A 19,730-nucleotide genomic window follows, 5' to 3' on the forward strand; every position below is an offset into this window, starting at 1 on the left:
CCGGGCCGGTCACGGCGCGGCCCCGGCCGCGACCACCGCGCCCCGCCGGGCCATCCGCACCGCGAGCGCGTGCTTGCACGGCCCCCGCCGCCCCCGGTGGTCCGCCCACCACCGGCAGGTGCAGCTCAGCGCCCCGTCCGACTTCCGCACCCGGTAGCGCCGGTCGCCCGAGGCCACCGCCGCCGACTCCCCGTCGAACTCCACGGCCCCCTCCGCGACCAGGCGGCGGGCGCTCACCAGACGCGGGTTGTGGCGCTCGGCGCGGTCCGCGTCGTACGGCAGCTCCCGGTGGAAGTAGGCCGCGTCCGCCACGTCGTACCCCACCCGGCCGGCCGTCCCGAGCCGGGTCAGCGCCGCCCGCACCCGGTCGACCGTCAGACCCGCCTGCGCCGCGAGGTCGGCCGGGTCGACGCGCGGCTCCCAGGCCAGCAGCACCGCGACCAGCTCGGCGTCCTGTTCTGCCTCCTCCGTCGCCAGCGCCTCCAGGACCCCGCCCTCGCCGGAGAAGCCCCGCGACGGGTCGGGCGACAGCGTCAGCGTCAGCCGCATCCCCGGCAGCGTCACCTCCCAGGCGCTCGCCGCCGCCACGCCGTCCGGCACCGGCCCGTACACCCGCAGCCCCGTCGCGTACCGCAGCACCCGCTCCAGGGCGACCAGCCGGTCCGGCCCCGGCAGGCAGACCGCGCCCGCCCCCGGCCGGGTCGTCGGCCGCAGTGTCCGGCCCGACCGCGTGATCCACAGCGGGCCGCGCCCCCGGGACTGCGCGCGCGGCAGGGACCGGAGGAACCGCACGGCCTCCGCCCCCGTCAGCTCCGCCCGCAGGTCGAACCGCGCCGAGGCGACCTGGGCCTCGGCGAACCCCCGCAGCCAGCGGTCCGGCAGCGGCACCTTCTTCTCCACGACCGCGCCCGCGAGGGTGCTCACCGCCATCTCGTCGGGACCGACCCGCAGGTGCAGCGGATCGTCCCCCGTCATCCGCGACAGCGCCTCGCGCAGCGGGTCGTTGACGTCGACGTTGGTGGTGCCGTGCCCCGTCTCCGCGCCGCCGAGTCCCTCGTCGAGCACGTCCAGGCGCGCGTACACCCCGCCGCAGCCGGAGAAGGACTCGAACCGCAGCCGGTCCCCGTTCCCCGTCACCACCGGATCCAGCGAACCCGGCCGTATCCGCTGGTGGTAGCGGGCCGCGGCCACGTCGGCGACCGCGAGCAGACCGCGCGCGGCGACCTGCGGCGAGGCCAGGAAGCCGGAGAAGAAGCGGGGATGGGCCTCGGCCCCGCGGGGCGTGAGGCCCCCCGCCGTCTCCAGCCCGAGCAGCCGGCCGGAGCCCGTGGACTCCAGCGCGGACGGGCGTGCGTAGGCGAGCGCCTGTACGGATCGCGTCATGGAAAAAACCGTAGGACCCGCCACTGACAACGGCCCTGAGCAGGGGTTTTCGCGCCGAAGTCACCCTCGGCCCCGTGTCACCGAACGGCCTCGTGTCACCGACGACTCCGCCTCACCGCACACCCCCGTCTCACCGACGACTCCGCCTCACCGCACACCCCCGTCTCACTGCCCCACGCGCCCCGGCCGCAGCACCTTGCTGAACAGGACCTTCCCGCCCTCCGCCCGCAGCCGCACGGTCAGGTCGCCGCTGTGGCCGTCGATGTCGACCTCGCCGAAGTACTGCGGGCTCTCCATCGGCGACAGGTTCGCCCGCTCCGGCGCCCGCACGAAGACCCGCTCGGGGCCGAAGGTCCCGTCGAGCGCGTTCGCCGGGAACCCGCCCGCCGCCAGCGGCCCGGACACGAACTCCCAGAAGGGCGCGAAGTCCTTGAAGGCCGCCCGCTCCGGCGCGTAGTGCTGCGCCGAGGTGTAGTGCACGTCCGCCGTCAGCCACAGCGTGCCGGTGATCCGCCGGTGCTTGACGAACCGCAGCAGCTCCGCGATCTGGAGCTCACGGCCCAGCGGCGCGCCCGGATCGCCCTGCGCGATCGCCTCGAAGTTCGCCGCCCCGTCCGGTATGACCAGACCGATCGGCATATCCGCCGCGAGCACCTTCCACACGGCCGTCGACGCGGCCAGCTCCCGCTTCAACCAGGCCAGTTGCTCCGCGCCGAGGATGCCGGTGGTGTCGTCGGCCTGCCGGTTCGGCGAGTTGGCGTTCCGGTACGAGCGCATGTCGAGCACGAACACGTCGAGCAGCGGCCCGTACCGCACCACCCGGTGCACCCGACCGCGCCCGCCGGGTGCGTGGAGGGTGGAGACCGGCGCGTACTCGCCGAAGGCGCGCGCCGCGCGGGCGGCGAGGACGTCCACGTCCTTCTCCGCGTACCGGGGGTCGTCCAGGATCTGCCCCGGGTACCAGTTGTTCCGCACCTCGTGGTCGTCCCACTGCACGATCGACGGCACCTGCGCGTTGAACGCCCGGACGTTGCGGTCGAGCAGGTTGTACCGGAAGTTTCCCCGGTACTCGTCCAGGGTCTCGGCGACCTTGGACTTCTCCGGCGTCGTGACGTTCCGCCAGATCCGCCCGTCCGGCAGGGTCACGCTCGGCTCGATCACCCCGTCCGCGTAGATCGCGTCGCCGCTGCACAGGAAGAAGTCCGGGTCGAGCCGGCGCATCTCCTCGTACGCGCGGAATCCGCCGATGTCCGGGTTGATGCCCCAGCCCTGCCCCGCGATGTCCCCGGACCAGAGGAAGCGGACGCCGTCGCGACGCCGGTCCGGGGCCGTGCGGAACGTGCCGGTGACCGGCTCGCCGGTACGGCGCGGGTCGTCCGGGTCCGCCAGGACGACCCGGTAGTGGATCTGCTCGCCCGCCGGCAGGCCGCGCAGGGCCGTGGTGCCGGTGAAGTCCGTGCCCGCCCCGAGCAGCGGCCCCCGGTGGCGCCGCGTCCGCCTGAAGGACTCGGTCGCGGAGGTCTCGACGACCATGCGCGCCGGCCGGTCGGAGCGCACCCACACCAGACCGGAGGAGGCCGTGACGTCCCCGGTCTGCACGCCCCAGGCGGCCCGGGGACGGCCGGAGAGCGCGAACGCGGGAGCGGCGAGGCCGCTGCCGCCGAGGGCGAGCGCGGCCGACGCGGCCAGCGAGCCGCGCAGGAGGCCGCGCCGGGCGGGCGCGGAGGAGGAGCCGGGCACGGGGTGGGACATGGAAGGGCCTCCGGGAGGTGGTCGATTCCGGTCGTGGGCGGTACGCCGCCCCATGCCTAACGGCCGGGGGCGGCGCCCGCGCGAACCCCGCGTGAACAGATCGCTCCGCCGGGCCCCTCCGGGCCTCCCGTGGGGAACGGTCGCCCCGGGCCCGATCCGTTCACCCCCGGCCCCCGGCCCCCGCGAGGTCAGCCCGCCGTCGCCCCCACCACCCCCGCCAGCAGCCCGATCCCCTCCGCGATCGCCGACGGCGGCAGGTGCGCGTAGCCGATGACGAGCCGTACGTCCCCGTCCGCCGGACGGGCCGTGCCGTACTCCTCCAGGGGCCGCAGAGCCACCCCCGCCTCCGCCGCCCGTGCCAGGAAGCGTTCCGGCGGCCCGAAGCGCGCCGGTACGCGCGCGATGACGTGCAGTCCGGCCGCGATGCCGCTCACCCCGGTGCCGGGAAGGTGCTCGGCGAGGGCGGCGAGCAGCGCGTCCCGCCGCTCCCGGTAGGCGCGCTGGCAGCGGCGCAGCTGCCGGTCGTACCCGCCCCGCGTCACGAACTCCGCCAGGACGGCCTGGTCGAGCACCGGATTGCCCAGGTCCATCGTCCGCTTCCGCTCCACGACCTCGTCGAGCAGCGCCTCCGGGACCAGCGTCCAGCCGAGCCGCAGCCCCGGCGCCAGCGACTTGCTGACCGATCCCGCGTAGACGACCCGCTCCGGATCGAGTCCTTGAAGCGCGCCCACCGGCGCCCGGTCGTACCGGAAGTCCCCGTCGTAGTCGTCCTCCAGGACGTAGCCGTCGACCGCCCGCGCCCAGTCGAGGAGCGCGGCGCGCCGCTCCGCCGACCAGGCGATGCCGGACGGGAACTGGTGCGAGGGCGTCACGACCACGGCCCGCACCCCCGAGGCGGCGAGCGGCTCCGGCCGCAGGCCCTCCCCGTCCAGCGGCAGCCACACCGTCTCCATGCCGGTCGAGGCGAAGAGGCGCCCGTGCTCCGGGCTGCCGGGATCCTCGACGCCCACCGCGCGCAGCCCCCGCGCCCGCAGCACGAACCCCAGGAGCGTCGACGCCTGTGCCACGCCCGAGCAGACCACGAGCCGTTCCGGATCGGCCACCACGCCCCGGCGCCGCGCCAGCATCCCGGCCAGCGCCCCGCGCAGCTCGGGGAGGCCGCGCGGGTCCGGGTAGCCGAGGGCCCGGTGGGGCAGCCGCGCCAGGACGGACCGCTGCGCCGCCGCCCACGCGCTCCTCGGGAACAGCGACAGGTCCGGGACCCCCGGCCGGAAGTCCACCCGGACGTCCGGCGCCCCGACGGCCCCGCCCGCCCCGCCTGTCCCGGCCACCCCGCCCGTCGAGGCCACCCCGCCAACCCTGACCGCCCCGCCCACCCACGTCCCCGCGCCCCGTTCGCCGCGCAGGTACCCCTCGGCGGTGAGCTGCTCGTACGCCTCGGTGACGAGCCCCCGCGAGACGCCGAGGTCGGCCGCGAGTTCGCGGGTGGACGGCAGCCGCGTCCCGGCCGCGAGCCGCCCCGAGCGGACCGCCTCGCGCAGCGCCTCCTGGAGCGCCCGGCCCCGCCGCCGCGCCGGCGCCCCGGCGGCCGGGAGCAGCAGCTCCCACGCGGGCTGCCCGGCGGGCCCCGGCGCCCCGCCCGAAGTGGTCCTCGATGGAGTCATGGAAGTGGACCTTAACCGGGGCCGCGCGGCTTCCTAGCGTCGTCACCATGAACGCGAACTCCCTGCGCGGGGTCCTGCTCGTGGCCCTCGCCTACGCCCTCGTCGGTGCCTCCTTCACCGCGAACAGCCTGCTCGGCGCCTATCCGTACGCGGGCGGCCAGGCGCTCCGCTACGGGGCCGCCTGTCTGCTCCTGCTCCCGCTGCTCGGCCGCTGCGGACTCGCCTCGCTCCGGCTCCTGACCGTCCGTCACTGGCTGCGGCTCGCCGCCCTCGCGGCCGTCGGCATGATCGGCTTCAACCTCGCCGTCCTGGCCGCCGAGCGGACCGCCGAACCGGCCGTCCCGGGCGTCCTGGTGGGCTGCGCGCCGGTCGTCGTCGCCGTCCTGGTTCCGCTGGCCGAGGGCCGCAGGCCGGCCCGCGCCGTGCTGTACGGGGCGCTGCTCGTCGCCGCCGGCGCGTTCACCGTGCAGGGCTGGGGGCGGACGGACGCGGCCGGGATCGGCTGGTCGGTGGCGGCGCTCGCGGGCGAGGTGGGGTTCACGGTCCTCGCCGTGCCGGTGCTGCGGATCCTCGGTCCGAAGCTGCTCACGGCCGCCGTCTGCGGGATCGGCGCGGCCGAGGCGGCGCTCCTCGGCCTGCTCGTGGACGGCGCCGGTTTCGTGCGGACGCCGACGGGCGCGGAGGCGGGGGCGCTCGTCTGGCAGGCCGTCCTGGCCACGGTCGTCGGCTTCGTCCTCTTCTACATGGGCGTCCAGCGGATCGGCATGGAGCGGGCCACCCTCTTCACCGGGGCGATCCCGGTCGCCGCCGCGCTGAGCGCCGTCCTGGTCGCGGGCGCCTCCTTCGGTCTCCCGCAGGCGGCCGGCAGCCTGCTGGTGGGGGCCGGCGCCGCCCTGGGCACCGGCCTGTTCACCCGTACGAAAGCGGCCTCAGCGGCTGCCGTCCAGGATCACGCGGGCGACGAGGGCCGGGTCGTCGTTCATCGGCACGTGGCCGCAGCCGGGCAGCCGGACGAGCCGCGCGCCGGGCAGGGCGTGCTTCGCGCGGACGCCCTGGCGGCGCAGGAGCAGCCGGTCGCGGGTGCCCCAGGCGACGGTGACGGGGACCGAGGAGGAGACGTCGTCGCGGAAGAGCACGGTCCGGCCCGCCGCCAGGGTCTGGTGGAAGCCGGTCGCGCCGCGCAGCGCGAGCGTCTCGGCGACGACCGCCTCGGGTGAGCGCCGCGCGGGCCGGGCGTAGATGGTGCTGGTGAGGGCGGTGCGCCCGGCGGGCGTCCGGGAGAGCCGCTCGATCACCGGCACGGGCAGCGACAGGGCCGCGCCCCGCATGGCCCGCAGCGTCCCGAAGGCGTAGCGGCGCTCGGCCTCCGTCCAGAAGCCGGCGGGGGAGAGGGCGGTGACCGAGCGCACCAGCTTCTCCCGGCCCAGCTCCAGCGCGAGCAGCCCGCCGAGCGAGTTCCCCGCCACGTGCGGACGCTCCACGCCGAGGGCCCCGCAGAAGGCGCCGAGGACGGGAGCGACGGTGGACAGGTCGTACGGGGATCCCTCGGGCAGCGCGTCGGAGGCGCCGAAGCCGGGCAGGTCGACGGCGATCACGTCCCGCTCGGCGGCCAGCACGTCGAGGACGGGCTCCCAGGCCTGCCAGTGGTGCCCGATGCCGTGCAGGAGCAGCAGCGGCTCGCCCGCGCCCCTCCTCTCGTAGGTCAGGGACGTCGTCCGGGGACCCGTGGGGGCCTTGATCGTGAACGTGATCCTTGCGGGCATGCGGACTCCCTGTCGTGACACCGTCGTGGCACCTCTTGGACGACCCGTCAGTAACAATTACCGGTCGGTAGCCCGGAGTTCAAGGGCGCTGCCCGAACTGGACAGGCCGGAGGCGGTGGGCTGGGATGGGCGGGTGCCCACCGACATCCCCACCGACACGCTGACCGAACTCTTCGAGGAGCACCGCCCGATGCTCCTCGGCGTCGCCTACCGGATGCTCGGGCGCGCCGCCGACGCCGAGGACGTCGTCCAGGAGGCCTGGCTGCGCTGGACCGCCGCCGACCGGGGCGCCGTCCGCGAGCCGCGCGCCTTCCTCGTGCGGATCACCACCCGCCTCGCCCTCGACCGGCTCCGGCTCGCCCACACGCGCCGCGAGACCTACGTCGGCCCCTGGCTGCCCGAACCCGTCGTCACCGACTTCGGCCCGGCCGCCCCCGACACCGCCGAGCGCGCCCTGCTCGCCGACTCCGTCTCGCTCGCCGTCCTCGTCGTCCTCGAATCCCTCTCGCCCCTGGAGCGGGCCGTCTTCGTGCTGCGCGAGGCCTTCGGCTTCCCGTACGGGGAGATCGCCACCGCCCTGGACCGCTCCGAGGCGGCCGTGCGCCAGCTCGCCGGGCGCGCCCGGCGCCACGTGGACGAGGGGAGGCCGCGCTACGACGTCGACCCGGCCGAGCGCCGCGACCTCACCGAGCGCTTCCTCGCCGCGGCCTCGGGCGGCGACCTCGGCGAACTCCTCGCCCTGCTCGCCCCGGACGTGCGGCTCGTCGGCGACAGCGGCGGCAAGTCCAAGGCGCCGCTGCGGGTCATCGAGACCGCGGACAAGGTCGGCCGCTTCCTCAACGCCGTCGCCGGGGACGAGAACTTCCGGTACGAGCGCCGCATCGTCGAGCTCAACGGCGCCCCGGCCCTGGTCGCGTTCGTCGACGGGCGCCCCGACACGGTCATCCAGATCGAGGTCAGGGACGGGCGCGTCCAGACCGTCCACATCATCCGGAACCCCGACAAGTTCCACGGCCTGAAGGGCGCCTGACCTCCGGGCACGGCGACGGGCCTCCCACCGCGGTGCGGTGGGAGGCCCGTCGCCGTCGGGGAGGGAACGCGTCACACGCCCGCGATCGACCTGATCCAGGAGCGGTACGCGGTCACGTTGGTGTACGCCGTGGTGGTCTGGCGGTCGCTGGTGGAGGCGACGCCGACCTGGACGCCCGCGGCCATCATCGGGCCGCCGGAGTCGCCGCCGGCGGTGATGCCGTCGCCCCGGCGGGCGCAGATCGCGGAGCCGCCGTAGGCGTCGGTGCAGCCGCTGGTGACGGTGACGTTGGCGACCTTCAGGTAGCGGGACTGGCAGTTGGCCTCCGAGCCGCACTGGGACGTGGCGCCCCAGCCGTACACCTGGACGCTCTGGCCGACGCGCACGGTGCCCGGCTGGCCGAGCGTCGCGTAGGTCGCCGAGACCGAGCGGTCGAGGCGGACGAGGGCCAGGTCCGAGCTGTGCGTGTACGTCTGGGCGCCGTTGGCCAGGGTGCCGCCGCTGTGCTGGTCGAGGCTGCCTATGCGGAAGGAGAGCCCGCCGCCGGTGACGCAGTGCTTGGCGGTGAGGATCCAGGTCGGGGCGATGATCGTGGCCGAACAGGTCTCCCGGCCGTTCGAGAGCAGCCGGGCCGCCCACGGGGCGTTGGAGGCGTAGCCGCCGCCGATGATCGGCTGCACGGCCTGGACGGCCGGGGGCGCGGACGCCGGTGCCGCCGAGGCGGTGGGGGAGAGGAGGGCGAGGACGGAGACCGCGGCGGCCGCGAGGGCGGGCACGAGCCGTGAGATGCGCAAGGTTCCTCTATTCGGTGGGCGCGCCCGGGGACGCGCGCGTGGGGGGCGGACGGCCCGGAGGGGCCGCGCGCATGCCGGAGTCCCGCCGGCGGGGCGGTGGTTCGGCATGGACATGACCCATGATTCCGAAGAGGGGGCCGGGCGCGGTAATAACACTTGGCCATAACACGGCGCTCTCCCCCCGAGGGCTCCCGATCCGGAAGGAACCCGAGGGCTCCCGAGGTCCCCGAGGGGCGCGCTTCTTCGTCGTCCGGCGCCGTCGCCGCCGTACGAACCCCCGCCTCTGCCGCCCCTCGGCGGGGGTTTTCCGCTACCAGCGCCTCACAGGGGTGCGAACGTCCTGTGAACGATCTAGGTCAGAGGGCCACATTCCGGGGTTTTCGACAGAGGATTGGTCTTGACCAAGGGGGTGGCTCGCCTTATGGTCGCAGAGTTAGTGCAGGAACCTTTAATAAACAAGGGCGCGGAAAAACGCCGCGGGACACGGCGAATTGCGGAGGATCAGGGTGGGGACCACGCAGCTGGCATCGGTACCGGAACCGAAGTACCAGCACCTCAAGACAGTGATCGGCGAAGCGCTCGACTCGGACTTCGCCGTCGGGGAGATCCTCCCCAACGAGCGCGAGCTCGCCGCGCGCTTCGGCGTCGCCCGGGCCACGCTCCGGCAGGCCCTGGAGCAGCTGGAGCTGGAAGGGCGCCTCCAGCGCCGCCGCGGCGTCGGCACCACGGTCGCCCCGCCGCGCGTCGGCGTGGACGTCTCCACCACCCAGCACACCTGGCCGGGCGTCGGCGACGAGGCCTGGCAGTCCCTGGACTCCGCCTCGGACGTGCCCCCGGCCGCCGTCGCGCGCGTCCTGGAGACCGGCGCCGAGGACCGGGTGCACGTCGTCCGCCGCCTGCGCATCGGCCAGGGCCAGCCGGTCGCCGCCGAACTGCTCTACGTGCCGGCCGGCTCCGTCCCGGACCTCAGCGCCATCGACGCCCCCGCGGGCCCCGCCCGCGCCCGCGCCGTGCTCCGCGAGCTCCAGCACCTCGCCCTGGACGGCCAGGACCGCTCCGTCGAGCTCGGCTCCGCCCGCGCCGACGACGCCAAGGAGCTCGACCGGCTGCCCGGCGCACCCGTCCTGGTCGTGACCACCCGCTACCTCTCCGGGGGCCGCACCGCCGCCGTCTCCGTGGCCACCTACCGCGCCGACACCTGCCGCCTCACGTTCGGCGACTCGGGCGACCTGGTCATGGCCTCGTAGCCCGCGCTCCCCGACAGGCACCGGCCCGCCCCGGGACCGCCCCTCCGGCGGTTCAGCGGCGGGCCGTCACCGTTCCGTCGACCGCGAAGAGCTGCTCCTCGACGTGGTCGAGGGCCAGGCGCAGCGCCCCCGTGCCCACCGCGGCCTCGCCGAGCAGGGAGAGCACCACCCGGGGCGGCCGCAGGCAGAACCGCGCCAGCTCCTCGCGGAGCGGCTGGAGCACCCCGTCGAGCCCGGCCGCCCAGCCGCCCACCACGACCAGCTCGGGATCGATGGCCAGGACGAGGGCCGCCACGTCGTGCACGAGCCGCTGGATGAACCGCTCCACCGCCGCCCCGGCCCGCGCGTCGCCCTTCTTCGCCAGCGCGAAGACCTCCGCGACCGCCTGCTCGTCCAGCGGGTGCAGCGGCTCGTCCGTGGTCGACAGCAGGTGCTCGGGGGTGACGTCCCGGCCGAGCAGGTGCAGGGCGCCGATCTCCCCGGCCGCCCCGCCGAAACCGCGGTGCAGCCGGCCGCCGATCAGCGAACCGGCGCCCGGGCTCAGCCCGGCAAGTACGAACACGATGTCGTCGGAGTCGGTCGCCGCACCCTTCCAGTGCTCGGCGACGGCCGCCGCGTTGGCGTCGTTCTCCACGATCACCGGGCAGCGGAAGGAGCGCCGCAGCCGCTCGCCGAGGGCGAGGCCCGTCCAGCCGGGCAGCGCCGTGCCGAGGCGCACCGTCCCGTCGGCCTCCACGATGCCGGGCGTGCCCACGCCCACGGCCCGCAGGTTCGACCGGGCGACCCCGGCCCTGCGCAGCACGTCCGCGACGACCGTGCGCACCCGGTCGAGCCGCTCGTCCTCGGGCGCCGTCTCCGACACCTCGCGGGACCCGGCGCCGATGATCCGCCCGTCGAGACCGGAGAGCAGGGCGGCCACCCGGTGCGGGCCGATCTCGATGCCGAGCAGATGGCCGGCCTCCGCGCGGAAGCGGAACCTCCGCGCCGGACGCCCCTGCCGCCGGGCCTCGCCCTCCTCGGGCGCCGACTCGACGACGAGCCCGCCCTCCATGAGGCCCTCGACGACCCCTTCGACCGTGGGCCGCGACAGACCGGTGATCCGGGTCAGATCGGTGAGCGTGGGCGCGTCGGCGCCCCGCAGCGCATGGAGTACCACCGCGGAGTTGATCCGCCGCAGCAGAGACGGATCCCCGCCGGTCAGCCGCCCCACCGTGTGTCCTCCCAGCTCGTGAGCCATTCAGCCGGATGGTACTCAATGGGTCCTGATGCGGCGAGTGCCGCCCCCGTCACGCTTGGGTGACGGTCCGTGCCCGCGGTCCCGACGACCCCCGGACCTTCGACCCGCCGAGCCGGGTGCGGGCGGGGACGCCAGGGGGAGGCAGGGGAGGGATACGGAGCGGAACGGGACGTGCCGGACGTCCCGTTCCACCGCCCGCGGAGCCCCGCGAGAGCCGTACGGGACCCGCATCGGTCCGACCGACCGGATCCGGTCTACGCCTCCGTGCGCCGCTCGACCCCCGCCGCCTCGCGGAGCCGGGCGAACTCCTCGGCCATCGCCTCCGTCGACCAGTGGGCGTTCAGCCCGCTCGGGCTGGGCAGCGCCCAGATCCGGGTGGCGCCGATCGTCCGCTCCTGCGGCCCGATCACCGCCTTCGGCTCGTCGAAGGCCGCGCGGTACGCGGTGACCCCGGCGATCGCGAGCCAGCGCGGGGCCAGCCGCTCCACCCGCCCGGTGAGCAGCCGCCCGCCCTCCCGGTACTCCTCGCGGGTCAGCTCGTCGGCCCGCGCGGACGGCCGCTCCACCACGTTCGTGATCCCCAGGCCGTACGTCAGGAGCTCCTCCTGCTCGTCCGGCCGCAGCTGCCTCGGCGTGAACCCCGACAGGTGCAGCACCGGCCAGAACCGGTTGCCCGGGCGGGCGAAGTGGTGGCCGGACGCCGCCGTCATCAGACCCGGGTTGATCCCGCAGAAGAGCACCGAGAGGCCGCTCGCGACCACGTCGGGGACGACGCGGTCGCGAGCGGCCTCCAGCTCCTGCCGGGTGAACCGGGGAGAGGGCGTCAGAGGATCGCCCCGGGGGTGTAGGCGGCGGCCTCCGGGTGCCGCTTCACGATCTCGTCGATACGGGAGACCACGGTGGCGACCTGGTCGGCGGCGGCGCCCGTGAAGGACAGCTTGTCCGCCATCAGCTCGTCGAGCTGCGCCCGGTCCAGCGGGATGCGCTCGTCGGCGGCCAGCTTGTCGAGCAGCTCGTTGCGCTCGGCGCCCTGCTCGCGCATGGCGAGCGCGGAGGCCACGGCGTTCTCCTTGATGGCCTCGTGGGCGACCTCGCGGCCGACCCCGGCGCGCACGGCGCCCATGAGGACCTTGGTGGTCGCCAGGAAGGGCAGGTAGCGGTCCAGCTCGCGGGCGACGACGGCCGGGAAGGCGCCGAACTCGTCGAGCACGGTCAGGAAGGTCTCCAGGAGGCCGTCCAGGGCGAAGAAGGCGTCCGGCAGCGCGACCCGGCGGACCACGGAGCAGGACACGTCGCCCTCGTTCCACTGGTCGCCGGCCAGCTCGCCGGTCATCGAGGCGTAGCCGCGCAGGATGACCATGAGGCCGTTGACGCGCTCGCAGGAGCGGGTGTTCATCTTGTGCGGCATCGCCGAGGAGCCGACCTGGCCGGGCTTGAAGCCCTCGGTGACCAGCTCGTGGCCCGCCATCAGGCGGATCGTCTTGGCGGTCGAGGACGGCGCGGCGGCCAGCTGGACCAGGGTGGTGACCACGTCGTAGTCGAGCGAGCGCGGGTAGACCTGGCCGACCGAGGTGAAGGCGTGCGCGAAGCCGAGGTGGCCGGCGATCCGCCGCTCCAGGTCGGCCAGCTTGCCGGCGTCGCCGCCGAGCAGGTCGAGCATGTCCTGCGCGGTGCCGACCGGGCCCTTGATCCCGCGCAGCGGGTAGCGGCCGAGCAGCTCCTCCAGGCGCGCGTACGCTACGAGCAGCTCGTCCGCCGCCGTCGCGAACCGCTTGCCGAGGGTGGTCGCCTGGGCGGCGACGTTGTGCGAGCGGCCGGCCACGACCAGCTCGGCGTACTCGGCGGAGAGCCTGCCCAGCCGGGCGAGGACGGCGACCGTGCGGTCCCGCATCAGCTCCAGGGAGAGCCGGATCTGGAGCTGCTCGACGTTCTCGGTGAGGTCGCGCGAGGTCATGCCCTTGTGGACGTGCTCGTGACCGGCGAGGGCGTTGAACTCCTCGATGCGGGCCTTCACGTCGTGCCGGGTGACCTTCTCGCGCTCGGCGATGGAACCGAGGTCGACCTGGTCGAGGACGCGCTCGTAGTCGGCGAGGGCCTCCTCCGGAACCTCGATCCCGAGGTCCTTCTGCGCACGCAGCACGGCGAGCCACAGCCGGCGCTCCAGCTTCACCTTCTGCTCGGGGGACCAGAGGACGGCGAGCTCCGCGGAGGCGTAGCGGCCGGCCAGAACGTTGGGGATGCGGGGCTTCGCAGTCACAGCAGTCACGTGGGCAGAGTTTACCTGGCGGTTTCTGCAGGTCGGCGCCGCCGCCCGATGTGGAGCTTGCTACGAGACGCGGGTCACGGGCGCTCGGCCCGGACGCTCACCGAGGGCGGGTACGGAAGCAGCTCCGGGCGCTTGGGCGCGCGGCCGTCGCCGGAGGAGCGGCCCGTCAGGCGCCGGCCGATCCAGGGGCCGAGGTGCTGCCTGGCGAAGCGGGCGTCCGCGAGCCGCCGGCTCGCCCAGCGCGGGCGCGCGGTCGGCGGCATCGGGGTGCGCCAGTCCTCCCCGGGCTCCAGGCCGAGGGTCTGCCACACGGCCTCGGCGACCCGCCGGTGTCCCTCGGCCGTCAGGTGGAGCCGGTCCACGTCCCAGAGACGGGGGTCGCCGAGCGACGGCGCCCCGTACAGGTCGACGACCAGGGCGCCGTGCCGGGCGGCGAGCCCGTCGATGTGGGCGAAGAGCTCCTCCATCCGGGGCCGGAAGCGCTCCATGACGGGCCCGTTCCGGCCGGGGCTGCGCATCAGGACGAGCTGTCCGCAGGCGGGTGTGAGGCGTTCCACTGCCTCGGTGAGGAGGTCCCTCACCCGGACCATGTCGACCTTGGGCCGGAGGGTGTCGTTGAGGCCGCCGACGAGGGTGACCACATCGGCCTCCATCGTTGCGGCCGGGCCGACTTGCTCCTCGACGATCTGTCCGATGAGCTTCCCGCGCACGGCGAGGTTCGCGTAGCGGAAGCCGGGGGAGCGGGCGGCGAGACGGCCCGCGAGGGCGTCGGCCCAGCCCCCGTAGGAACCGTCGGGCCTCAGGTCCGACATACCCTCGGTGAAGCTGTCGCCGAGGGCGACGAAACTGTTGTACGTGGCATTGATCTCCATGGCGGAGCGATCATACCGCGCGGTATGCGAGGCATGCCGTGGAGAACCCGGAGGGGGAGACCCAATGAGCGACGCGCTGCTGAGCGCCCTGGCCAAGGCCCTGGCCGAGCTGGTCACGGCGGTCGAGACCTGCGACGACGAGACTCTCGACCCCGACACGGCCGTGAAGTGGCTGGAGACCACCGCGCACACCCTCGACGGGCTCACGGCCGCCGACCGCCGCGCTCTCGACGCGCTGTTCCGCGCGACGGCCCTGTGCGAACCCGAGGGCCCCTGGCGGGAAGAGCTGCTCAAGGTCTCCGAGGGCTTCGGGCTCACCGAGGACCCCCACGCCGCCGCCTGCGACGCCGCCCTGGACCACACCCGGCGCCTCGCCGCCGTCGTCCGCGACGCCGACCCCGCCACCCCCGTCCCCGGCCGCCCCGACCGGACCCTCGCGGACCTCGCCCGGCACGTCGGCGCCGTCCACCGCTGGGCCGAGCACCTCGTACGGACCCGCTCCGCCGTCCGCGTCCTCGCGGAGGACCTCCCCATCGACCCGCCGGCCGGCCCCGCCGCGTACGCCGACTGGCTCGTCGCCGGCGCCGAGCGGTTCGCCGCCGCCGCCCGCGACGCCGACCCGGACGCCCCCGTCTGGTCCCCGGGCGCGGACCCGCACGTCCGCCACTACCCCCGCCACGTGCTCGTCGAGACCCTGGTCCACCTCGCCGACGCCGAACTCGCCGTCGACGGGAAGACCGGCCCCCTCGACCCCGGCACGGCCGCGGACGCCGTCGACCACTTCCTGACCGACGCCCCGTACGTCGCCCGGATCGCCGAGCCGGTCTCCCGGCTCGGCCGGGACGGGACGGTCCTGCGCCTCACCGCCCGTGACACCGGCGCCGTCTGGACCCTCGTCCTCGGCGGGGGCGGCTTCACCTGGACCCGGGGGAGCGGCGGCGCCGAGCCGACCGCCGCCGTCGAGGCGGACGCCGGGGAGCTGCTGCTCCTGCTGCACCACCGGTACGGGGCCGACGAGCCGTGCTTCGCGCACACCGGCGATCGGGGCCTCCTGGACGACTGGCTGGCCGCCACCGCGCTCTGAACGAAGCCCGAAGGGCCCCGGGACGGATCCCGGGGCCCTTCGTCTTCCGTGCGCGCGGCGGTCACGGCGCCGCGGGGCGCCCCACCAGCTCGCGCAGCACGTCCTCCATCGCCACGAGACCGGCCGGCCGGTCGTTCTCGTCGAGCACCGCCGCCAGGTGCGTCCGGCTGCGGCGCATCGCGGTCAGGACGTCGTCCAGCGGCGTGTCCGCCCGCACCCGGGCGATCGGCCGCAGCGACGTCACCGGGAACGGCAGGTCGCGCGGGACGATGTCCAGGGCGTCCTTGACGTGCAGATAGCCCAGGATGTGCCGCTCGGGGTCGACCACGGGGAAGCGGGAGAACCCGGTCCGTGCGGACAGCGCCTCCAGCTCCTCCGGGGTGGTGCCGACCGGGGTGGACACCACCTTGTCCGCCGGCATCACCACGTCCCGCACGGGACGCCGGCCCAGCTCCAGGGCGTCGTGCAGCCGCTCGGCGGCCCGGTCGTCCAGGAGTCCGGCGTCACCGGCGTCGGTGACCAGGCGGGCCAGCTCGTCGTCCGAGAAGGTCGCGGAGACCTCGTCCTTGACCTCCACCCGCAACAGCTTGAGCAGGGTGTTCGCGAAGGCGTTGACCGTGAAGATCACCGGCCGCAGCGCCCGCGCGAGCGTCACCAGGGGCGGCCCGAGGAGCAGCGCGGAGCGCGTCGGCTCGGCGAGCGCGATGTTCTTCGGCACCATCTCGCCCAGCAGCATGTGCAGGTACGTCGCGAGCGACAGGGCGATCACGAACGAGATCGGGTGCACCAGACCGTGCGGGACGCCGACCGCGTCGAAGACCGGTTCGAGCAGGTGCGCGATGGCCGGCTCGGCGACGATGCCCAGGACCAGGGTGCAGAGCGTGATGCCGAGCTGGGCCGCCGCGAGCATCGCGGAGACGTGCTCCAGGCCCCAGACGACACTGCGCGCCCGCTTGTCCCCGGCCTCGGCCAGGGGCTCGATCTGGCTGCGGCGGACCGAGATCAGGGCGAACTCGGCGCCGACGAAGAAGGCGTTGACGACCAGGGTGAGCAGGCCGATCAGCAACTGGATCGCGATCATCGGCCGGCCTCCCCGGTCTCGTCCTCGACGGCGTGCACGGGTTCGTGCAGCAGTACGCGGGCCGCGCGCCGGCCCGAGGCGTCCACGACGTCGAGCCGCCAGCCGGCCAGCTCCACGCCGTCGCCGACGGCCGGGATGCGGCCCAGCTCGTGGGCGACGAAGCCCGCGAGCGTCTCGTACGGGCCGTCCGGCACCTTCAGGCCGATCGCGCCGAGCTGGTCGGTGCGGGCCGCGCCGTCGGCGGACCACAGCGCGCGCCCGTCCGCGTCCTCGCCGGCCCGTGCCAGGTCGGGGGTCTCGTGCGGGTCGTGCTCGTCGCGCACCTCGCCGACGACCTCCTCGACGATGTCCTCCAGGGTGACGACCCCGGCCGTACCGCCGTACTCGTCGATGACGACCGCCATCGTCTGCTTCCCGGACAGCCGGTCGAGGAGCTTGTCGACGGTCAGCGTCTCGGGGACGAGCAGCGGCTCGCGCAGCATCTCGCCGATCGGGCGGCGGTACCGCTCGGCGGCCGGTATGACGAGGACGTCCTTGATGTGGGCGATGCCGACGACCGCGTCCAGGCTGTCCCGGTAGACCGGGAAGCGGGACAGACCGGTCGCGCGGGTCGCGTTCGCCACGTCCTCGGCGGTGGCCTGCACGTCCAGGGCGGTGACCTGCACGCGGGGCGTCATCACGTTCTCGGCGGTCAGCTCCGCCAGGTTGAGGGTGCGGACGAACAGCTCGGCCGTGTCCGCCTCCAGGGCCCCCTCCTTCGCGGAGTGCCGGGCGAGGGCCACCAGCTCCTGCGGGGAGCGCGCGGAGGCCAGCTCCTCGGTCGGCTCCATGCCGAGCCGGCGCAGGATCCGGTTCGCGGTGTTGTTGAGGTGGCTGATCAGCGGCTTGAAGGCGGCCGTGAACACGCGCTGCGGGGTGGCCACGACCTTCGCCACGGCGAGCGGCGAGGAGATGGCCCAGTTCTTGGGGACCAGCTCGCCGACCACCATCAGGACCACGGTCGACAGGGCGGTGCCCAGGACCAGGGCCACCGAGGAGGCCACCGAGGCGGAGAGGCCGAGGGCTTCGACGGGGCCCTTGATCAGCGCGGCGATCGACGGCTCGGCCAGCATGCCGACCACCAGGTTGGTGACGGTGATGCCGAGCTGGGCGCCGGAGAGCTGGAACGTCAGCGACCTGACGGCCTTCAGCGCGCCGGCCGCGCCGCGCTCGCCGCGCTTCGCCGCGGCCTCGAGCTCGCCGCGCTCGACCGTGGTCAGCGAGAACTCGGCCGCGACGAAGGCGCCGCACGCGAGGGAGAGCAGGAGCGCGAGGAGGAGCAGAAGCACTTCGGTCATCGGTTCACCTCCGTCCCATGATCACGCGGCGGGAGGAGGATCGCTCGGCGTCGGCGGCCGGAGCCGGAGCTTTCGAGTCTTTCGGAACCAGTGCTACTGGGAGGCTCGCCCATGGGCGGACGCTCACACCTTTCGGTCGTCGGAATGTGGGGACCATGGTAAAGGACAGGCAAAGCGGGCTGGTGATCACCCTTGCCCTCCTCACTTCGCGAGCGGCTTCACCCAACGGCGCCAGTGGTCCTCGCGCTCGTACCCGGCGGCCGCCCACACCATCCGTCCCGTTCCGTTCGCCTCCAGGACCATGGCGTCCGCGCGCCGCCCGCCGAGCGCGGCGAACCGCTCCTCGGCCGCCCGCAGGAGCGCGGTGGAGACCCCCCGGCGCCGGTACGCGGGCAGGACGGCCAGCCGGTAGAGGGAGGCGCGCCAGCCGTCCCAGCCGGCGATCACGGACCCCACGATCCGCCCGTCGGCCAGGGCGAGGAGCAGGGCCTCCGGATCGCGCTCGACGAGCCGGGTGACCCCGGGCACGTCGTCCGAGACCGACGTCCCCTCGGCGGACTCCCGCCAGAAGGCCAGGACGGTTTCGGCCTCGTCGACGGTGGCGGCACGTATCTGCAGATCGATCATGGCCGGATCCCATCACGGGGGCCTCCGGCCGTGCCAGGAGGTTCCGGGGAGCGGGACGGCGCCGCCTCACCGCCGGGCCGTGCCCAGGACGCAGGGGGAGGACGGCAGCCGGGGCCCGCTCTCCGGGACGTCGAAGGAGCGGTACGGGCCGAGGGCGAACCCGGCCCTCCCCATCTCGGCCAGCGGGTCGCGGGAGGTGTGGCAGCCGCCGAAGAGCAGCGGCCACACCGTGCGGTCGAGGCCCCGCTGCACCCGCGCGAGCCCCGGCGTGTCCGCCGCCCCGTGCTCGAAGAAGCGCAGCTCGCCGCCCGGGCGCAGGACCCGGCGCAGCTCCGCGAGGGCCGTCGGCACGTCCCGTACCGTGCACAGGACCAGGGAGACCACCGCCGCGTCGAAGGCGCCGTCCTCGGCCGGCAGTGCCTCGGCCGTCCCCGGTACCACGGTCACCGGAACGGCGGCCCGCCGCGCGGCCCGCTCGGCCAGTCCGCGCAGCCGGTCCTCCGGCTCGACGGCCACGACCTCCGTGACCCCGACCGGGTAGTGCCCGAAGTTCAGCCCGTTCCCGGCCCCGACCTCGACGACCCGTCCGGCGAGCCCGGCGAGCAGCTCGGCCCGCAGGGCCCCGAGCCCGGCTCGCGTCTCGGCGGAGACGCTGAAGCGGGCGTAGAAGCGGGCGAAGAGGGGGTGGTGCACCCGGGGCGGACCGCCGGGCGCCGACCGCGGAGACGACATCGGGGACTCCTCGTGCCTGGACGCGCGTACGTCCAGCCTACGAAGCCGCGCGGCCCGTGGCCGGACGACGGGCCGGGGCGCCGGCCGCCCCGCACGCCTGCGCCCCGGCCCACCACTCAGCCCCCGTAAGGCTCCGCATGCGCCTCCGTGAACGCCTCCGCGTCCCACGTCCCGCCCAGGGCCGGGGCCAGCCAGCCGCCCGCCGCCGCGCGGAACTCCGCCGGGGACAGGGTCCCCGAGCCCTCCGGCACGGCTCCGAGCAGCGGCGCGCCCGCCGCCTCCGGCAGGTCGGCCAGATTGCAGCGGGCCGCCAGGTCCGGCGCCGCCGGCCAGCTGCCGACCACCACGCCGAGCTGCTCGATCCCGCGCGCCCGCAGCGCCTCGGCCGTCAGGGACGCCGAGTTGAGCGTCCCGAGCCCGGCCGGGGCCACCACCAGGACCGGCGCGCCGAGCAGCGCCGCCGCGTCCGCGAGCGTGCCGCCCTCCCCGTCGAAGCGGACGAGCAGCCCGCCCGCCCCCTCCACGAGCACCAGGTCGTGCTCGGCGGCCAGCTTCCGGGCGGCCTCGGCTACCTCCCCGGGCCCGACCGGCGCGAGACCGGCCCGCCGGGCGGCCGTCCCCGGCGCCAGCGGCTCCGGAAAGCGGCCCAGCTCGGCCGAGGCGGCCGCGCCCGAGAGCCGTACGACCTCGTCCGCGTCACCCCGCTCGTCCGGTCCGACGCCCGTCTGCGCGGGCTTCAGGACCGCGACCGACCGCCCGGCGGCGGTCGCCGCCGCGGCGACCGCCGCGGTCACGACCGTCTTGCCGATCTCGGTCCCGGTGCCGCTGACGACGACGATTCCCACTGCCCGCTCCATCCTT

17 protein-coding genes and 1 pseudogene are annotated in these 19,730 nt (G+C 75.1%); 4 read left to right on the top strand and 14 right to left on the bottom strand.

Annotated elements, in window-relative coordinates:
* Window positions 1-9 precede the first annotated feature (9 nt).
* From AB0398_RS05480 to AB0398_RS05490, 3 genes are all read right to left on the bottom strand, one after another.
* Window positions 10-1,383: an SWIM zinc finger family protein gene (locus tag AB0398_RS05480; protein ID WP_366372472.1), complete on the bottom strand. Its 1,374-nt coding sequence runs from the start codon at window positions 1,381-1,383 to the stop codon at window positions 10-12.
* 165 nt (window positions 1,384-1,548) lie between these two features.
* Entirely contained in the window at window positions 1,549-3,135 is a 1,587-nt protein-coding gene (locus AB0398_RS05485) for an alkaline phosphatase D family protein (RefSeq protein ID WP_366372473.1), read from the bottom strand.
* A 188-nt stretch (window positions 3,136-3,323) separates the two neighbouring features.
* Entirely contained in the window at window positions 3,324-4,799 is a 1,476-nt protein-coding gene (locus tag AB0398_RS05490) for a PLP-dependent aminotransferase family protein (protein ID WP_366372474.1), read from the bottom strand.
* A 284-nt stretch (window positions 4,800-5,083) separates the two neighbouring features.
* On the opposite strand from AB0398_RS05490, the pseudogene AB0398_RS05495 reads away from it, so the two are divergent.
* Window positions 5,084-5,683 (top strand): annotated as a pseudogene (locus tag AB0398_RS05495) (EamA family transporter); the annotation flags it as partial.
* A 45-nt stretch (window positions 5,684-5,728) separates the two neighbouring features.
* Here the strand turns inward: AB0398_RS05495 and AB0398_RS05500 are convergent.
* Window positions 5,729-6,562: an alpha/beta fold hydrolase gene (locus AB0398_RS05500; RefSeq protein WP_366372475.1), complete on the bottom strand. Its 834-nt coding sequence runs from the start codon at window positions 6,560-6,562 to the stop codon at window positions 5,729-5,731.
* Between the two features lie 145 nt (window positions 6,563-6,707).
* Between AB0398_RS05500 and AB0398_RS05505 the strand changes: the two genes are divergently transcribed.
* Window positions 6,708-7,592, top strand: a complete 885-nt coding sequence (locus tag AB0398_RS05505) for an RNA polymerase sigma-70 factor (protein ID WP_366373004.1) — start codon at window positions 6,708-6,710, stop codon at window positions 7,590-7,592.
* A gap of 71 nt (window positions 7,593-7,663) precedes the next feature.
* On the opposite strand, the gene AB0398_RS05510 is transcribed toward AB0398_RS05505, so the two are convergent.
* Window positions 7,664-8,386 (bottom strand): trypsin-like serine protease, encoded by a 723-nt coding sequence (locus AB0398_RS05510; protein WP_366372476.1) that lies wholly within the window; start codon window positions 8,384-8,386, stop codon window positions 7,664-7,666.
* A 506-nt stretch (window positions 8,387-8,892) separates the two neighbouring features.
* On the opposite strand from AB0398_RS05510, the gene AB0398_RS05515 reads away from it, so the two are divergent.
* Entirely contained in the window at window positions 8,893-9,633 is a 741-nt protein-coding gene (locus AB0398_RS05515; RefSeq protein ID WP_366372477.1) for a GntR family transcriptional regulator, read from the top strand.
* Between the two features lie 52 nt (window positions 9,634-9,685).
* Here the strand turns inward: AB0398_RS05515 and AB0398_RS05520 are convergent, their stop codons facing one another.
* The 4 genes from AB0398_RS05520 to AB0398_RS05535 form a co-directional block, all read right to left on the bottom strand.
* The gene (locus AB0398_RS05520) at window positions 9,686-10,843 is read right to left on the bottom strand and encodes an ROK family transcriptional regulator (protein ID WP_121831754.1); all 1,158 of its coding nucleotides are present in this window, start codon (window positions 10,841-10,843) and stop codon (window positions 9,686-9,688) included.
* A 281-nt stretch (window positions 10,844-11,124) separates the two neighbouring features.
* The gene (gene mug, locus AB0398_RS05525) at window positions 11,125-11,631 is read right to left on the bottom strand and encodes a G/U mismatch-specific DNA glycosylase (RefSeq protein WP_366372478.1); all 507 of its coding nucleotides are present in this window, start codon (window positions 11,629-11,631) and stop codon (window positions 11,125-11,127) included.
* Window positions 11,632-11,693: 62 nt separating this feature from the next.
* On the bottom strand, window positions 11,694-13,136 hold the full coding sequence (gene purB / locus AB0398_RS05530; RefSeq protein WP_366372479.1) for an adenylosuccinate lyase: 1,443 nt from the start codon (window positions 13,134-13,136) through the stop codon (window positions 11,694-11,696).
* A 74-nt stretch (window positions 13,137-13,210) separates the two neighbouring features.
* Complete coding sequence (locus AB0398_RS05535; protein ID WP_366372480.1) at window positions 13,211-14,008, bottom strand: SGNH/GDSL hydrolase family protein; 798 nt, start codon at window positions 14,006-14,008, stop codon at window positions 13,211-13,213.
* A 64-nt stretch (window positions 14,009-14,072) separates the two neighbouring features.
* Between AB0398_RS05535 and AB0398_RS05540 the strand changes: the two genes are divergently transcribed.
* The gene (locus tag AB0398_RS05540) at window positions 14,073-15,092 is read left to right on the top strand and encodes a maleylpyruvate isomerase N-terminal domain-containing protein (RefSeq protein ID WP_366372481.1); all 1,020 of its coding nucleotides are present in this window, start codon (window positions 14,073-14,075) and stop codon (window positions 15,090-15,092) included.
* 61 nt (window positions 15,093-15,153) lie between these two features.
* Here AB0398_RS05540 and AB0398_RS05545 read toward each other — a convergent pair whose 3' ends face one another.
* From AB0398_RS05545 to bioD, 5 genes are all read right to left on the bottom strand, one after another.
* Window positions 15,154-16,173, bottom strand: a complete 1,020-nt coding sequence (locus AB0398_RS05545) for a hemolysin family protein (RefSeq protein WP_366372482.1) — start codon at window positions 16,171-16,173, stop codon at window positions 15,154-15,156.
* A complete protein-coding gene (locus AB0398_RS05550; RefSeq protein WP_366372483.1) occupies window positions 16,170-17,510 on the bottom strand; it encodes a hemolysin family protein in 1,341 nt (446 codons plus the stop codon). Before AB0398_RS05550 ends, AB0398_RS05545 begins: the two co-directional genes overlap by 4 nt.
* Window positions 17,511-17,711: 201 nt before the next feature.
* Window positions 17,712-18,137, bottom strand: a complete 426-nt coding sequence (locus AB0398_RS05555; RefSeq protein WP_366372484.1) for a GNAT family N-acetyltransferase — start codon at window positions 18,135-18,137, stop codon at window positions 17,712-17,714.
* A 66-nt stretch (window positions 18,138-18,203) separates the two neighbouring features.
* Entirely contained in the window at window positions 18,204-18,869 is a 666-nt protein-coding gene (locus tag AB0398_RS05560) for a class I SAM-dependent methyltransferase (protein ID WP_366372485.1), read from the bottom strand.
* Between the two features lie 116 nt (window positions 18,870-18,985).
* Window positions 18,986-19,714: a dethiobiotin synthase gene (gene bioD / locus AB0398_RS05565; protein ID WP_366373005.1), complete on the bottom strand. Its 729-nt coding sequence runs from the start codon at window positions 19,712-19,714 to the stop codon at window positions 18,986-18,988.
* Between the last annotated feature and the right edge of the window lie 16 nt (window positions 19,715-19,730).

The sequence above is a fragment of the Streptomyces sp. NPDC086147 genome (assembly GCF_040702165.1).
GTDB lineage: Bacteria > Actinomycetota > Actinomycetes > Streptomycetales > Streptomycetaceae > Streptomyces.